This is a genomic window from uncultured Enorma sp., assembly GCA_905210055.1.
Classification (GTDB): Bacteria; Actinomycetota; Coriobacteriia; order Coriobacteriales; family Coriobacteriaceae; genus Enorma.
Window position 1 is genome coordinate 1 of sequence record CAJLVH010000160.1, and the last position, 3,656, is coordinate 3,656.

Sequence of the window (3,656 nt, forward strand, 5' to 3'; positions counted from 1 at the left end):
GAGGCGAGCATACCGAGCGAGCCCGTGATCTGCGCCGCCTCGTCGGAAAGGATGTCGCCAAACATGTTCTCCGTCACTACGACGTCGAAGGTCGCCGGACGGTTGATGAGCTGCATGGCGGCGTTGTCCACGAGCACGTCCTCGAGCTCCACATCCGCGTATTCCTCGTCGTGGATGCGGTGGACGATCTCGCGCCACATGCGACTTGTCTCGAGCACGTTCGCCGACGCTCGACACCTTGCTGCGGCGCTTGCGGGCGGCGTCGAACGCCTGGCGGGCGATGCGTTCGATCTCGTACTCGCAGTACTCGAGCGTGTCGTATGCGCGCTGGCCGGGTTCTCCGTTGCCGCCGGCGCCGGGCTCGTCATAGAAGCGCTCGCGCCGGCCGAAGTACAGGCCGCCCGTGAGCTCGCGCACGATCATCATGTCCACGCCGTCGATGACCTCGGGGCGCAGCGTCGAAGCGTCCGCAAGCGCGGCGAAGATCTGCACGGGGCGCAGGTTCGTGTAGAGCCCCAGCTCCTTGCGAATCTTGAGCAGCCCCTGTTCCGGACGCGGAGCGGCGGGATCGGTCGTGTCCCACTTGGGACCGCCGACGCTTGCAAGCAGCACGGCATCCGCTGCGCGAGCGGCTTCGAGCGTTGCGTCCGGCAATGCCGTGGGCTCCTCCCCCGTCGCGCGCGTGGCGTCGATCGCCGCACCGCCGATGAGCGCGTCCTCGCAGATGAACTCCACGCCGAAGCGCTTCCCCACCGCCGCGAGCACCTTCTTGCCCTCGGCGATGATCTCCGGCCCGATGCCGTCTCCCGGCAGCGTGCAGATCTTGTAGGTCTTCTTCACATTGCAGTCCCAGCTCCCTGAGCTCGGCCCTGCAGCGAATGGATTATCGAGCGGCATGCGCCCTCCTTCTAAATCGAACGCAGTGTGACAGCGGTGCCAGGGGAAACTGTCACACGTGGGCAAAGGTGACAGCGGTACCAGGGGAAACTGTCACACGCGCGGGCAAAGACGACGGAGACAATTGCCCCGAAGCGGTGCCTCACTCCCCGCAAGCGAGCTTCTGGCGCGTACGCTCAACCAAGCCGCCGGCTTCGATGATCTCGGCGATGAACGACGGGAACGGCTCGGCGGTGAATGCGGCGCCCGTATCGAGGTTCGTGATGGTGCCGGTCTCGGTGTCCACAGCGACGTGAGCGCCGTCCGCGATGGCGTCCACCGCCTCGGGGCATTCCATGATCGCAAGACCCACGTTGATGGCGTTGCGGTAGAAGATGCGCGCAAAGCTCTTGGCGATGACGCAGCTCACGCCCGCCGCCTTGAGTGCCACGGGAGCATGCTCGCGCGAGGATCCGCAGCCGAAGTTCTCTTCAGCTACCACGATGTCACCGGGTTGCACGCGCTCGGCAAACGTGGAGTCGATATCCTCCATAGCATGCGCCGCGAGATGCGCGTGATCCGAACTGTTGAGATAGCGCGCCGGAATGATAACGTCCGTGTCTACGTCGCGTCCGTATTTGAAAACCGTGCCTTCGAAATGCATGACTTATATCCTTTCGATTGAATCAGACGAGCTCGTGTGCCGGGCGCACCAGCCAATAACCCCCGTCCCCAATGGTTGGTTACCAGCCCATGACATTGGGGACTGTCCCCAATGTCAGAGGTCGGAGGGGGCAGCGATGTGGCCGGCAACGGCGCTCGCCGCGGCAACGGCCGGGCTCGCCAGGTAGACCTCGGACGTCGGGTCGCCCATGCGGCCGACGAAGTTGCGGTTCGTGGTCGAAACGCAGCGCTCGCCCGCAGCGAGGATGCCCATGTATCCGCCGAGACACGGGCCGCAGGTAGGCGTGGAGAACACACAGCCCGCGTCGATGAATACATCCGCAAGCCCCTCGGCCATGCACTGCTTGAACACGGCCTGCGTCGCGGGGATCACGATGCAGCGCACGCTCTCGTTCACGCGACGGCCACGCAGCACCTCGGCGGCGGCGCGCATGTCCTCAATACGGCCGTTCGTGCAGCTGCCGATGACTGCCTGATCGATGGCGATATGACGGCTCTCACTCACGGGATGCGTGTTCGAGGGCAGGTGCGGCCAACTCACGCACGGCTTGATGTCTGCCGCGTCGATATGGATCACCTGCGCATATTCGGCATCCGCGTCTGCATGGTACTCGACCGCCGGACGCTGACAGCGGCCTTCGAGCCATGTGCGCGCCACGTCGTCGACCTCCATGATGCCCGCCTTGCCGCCAACCTCGATCGCCATGTTCGAGATGGTCATGCGGCCTTCCATCGACATATTCCGAATCGTAGAGCCTGCGAACTCCATGGCCTGGTAGAGCGCACCGTCGACGCCGATGAGCCCGATGATGTGGAGGATGACGTCCTTCGCCGTCGCACCGTCCGTAAGCTCGCCCTCGATCTCGAAGCGGATGGTAGGCGGCACCTTGAACCAGGCACGACCGGTTGCGAGGCCCACGCCGGCGTCCGTCGAACCCACACCCGTGGAGAACGCGCCGAGCGCGCCGTACGTACAGGTATGGGAATCCGCACCGATCACGAGGTCACCCGGCACCACGACGCCCTGCTCGGGCAGCAGTGCATGCTCGATGCCCGCACAGCCCTGCTCCCAGTAGTGGGTGATGTGCTGTTCGTGGGCGAAGTCGCGCATCTTCTTCGTCTGCTCCGCACTCTTGATGTCCTTATTCGGCGCATAGTGATCAGGCACGAGGCACACGCGGTCGCGGTCGAATACCTCGGTCGCACCGAGCTCGTGGAACACATCGATGGCGATGGGCGCCGTGATGTCATTCGCGAGCACGAGGTCGAGGTCGCATTCGACGAGCTGTCCCGGACGCACCTCGTCCAGTCCGGCATGGGCTGCCAGAATCTTCTCTGCAACGGTCATCGGTCGTGGCATTGGTTCAATCCTTCCTGTAAATGAAGAGGTATCGGACATGTGTGTGTGACAGTTTCCTCCGGGGAAGTTGTCACGCGGGTCACTGACGGTCGGAAATGAGGCGGTTGAGCGCGTTGATGTAGGCCTTCGTGGAGCTCACGATGATGTCGTTATCGGAGCCGCGGCCGATGTACACCTCGCCGTTCTCGGCCGTCACGCGCACCGTCACCTCGCCGAGCGCATCGATACCGCGCGTCACGGCCTTCACGCTGAACTCGTTCAGGTCGTTCGCCACAGCCACGATCTTATCGACTGCCTTGTACGCCGCATCGATGGGACCGGTGCCGTAGGCGCATTCGGTAAACGTCTCGCCACCCATGTTCGTGAGCGTGATGGTCGCCGTCGGGGTGAGCGGGAAACCGCAGGAAACCTGCACCGCATCGAGGTTCCACACCGCCGTACTCACGCGCTCGCGCTCGTGGACGATGCTTTCCAGATCTTCGTCGTACACTTCCTTCTTCTTGTCCGCGACCTCGAGAAAGCTCTGGTAGATGCCCTCGAATTCCTCGTCCGAGAACGTGAAGCCCAGCTCGCTCATGCGATGGCGCAGCGCCGCGTGGCCAGAGCGCGCCGTGAGGATGATCTGCGAGCCGCCGGCGCCCACGTCGGCCGGGTCGATGATCTCGTAGGTGTCGCGCGCCTTGAGCACGCCGTCCTGGTGGATGCCGGATTCATGCAGGAAGGCATTGCGGCCAAC

3 protein-coding genes and 1 pseudogene are annotated in these 3,656 nt (G+C 63.9%); all 4 read right to left on the minus strand.

Features of this window, described 5'->3' with window-relative positions:
- Positions 1–897, minus strand: a pseudogene (gene leuB, locus QZ079_RS08470) (3-isopropylmalate dehydrogenase); the annotation flags it as partial.
- Positions 898–1,039: 142 nt separating this feature from the next.
- On the minus strand, positions 1,040–1,540 hold the full coding sequence (locus tag QZ079_RS08475; protein WP_297037432.1) for a 3-isopropylmalate dehydratase small subunit: 501 nt from the start codon (positions 1,538–1,540) through the stop codon (positions 1,040–1,042).
- 114 nt (positions 1,541–1,654) lie between these two features.
- Positions 1,655–2,920 (minus strand): 3-isopropylmalate dehydratase large subunit, encoded by a 1,266-nt coding sequence (gene leuC / locus QZ079_RS08480; RefSeq protein ID WP_297037433.1) that lies wholly within the window; start codon positions 2,918–2,920, stop codon positions 1,655–1,657.
- Between the two features lie 79 nt (positions 2,921–2,999).
- The coding region (locus QZ079_RS08485; RefSeq protein ID WP_297037434.1) for an alpha-isopropylmalate synthase regulatory domain-containing protein at positions 3,000–3,656 on the minus strand (657 nt) is incomplete at its 5' end.

Excerpts from the sequence above, each read along its gene's own strand:
- QZ079_RS08475 (WP_297037432.1), bottom strand. The coding sequence starts at position 1,540 with ATGCATTTCGAAGGCACGGTTTTCAAATACGGACGCGACGTAGACACG.
- leuC (WP_297037433.1), bottom strand. The coding sequence starts at position 2,920 with ATGCCACGACCGATGACCGTTGCAGAGAAGATTCTGGCAGCCCATGCC.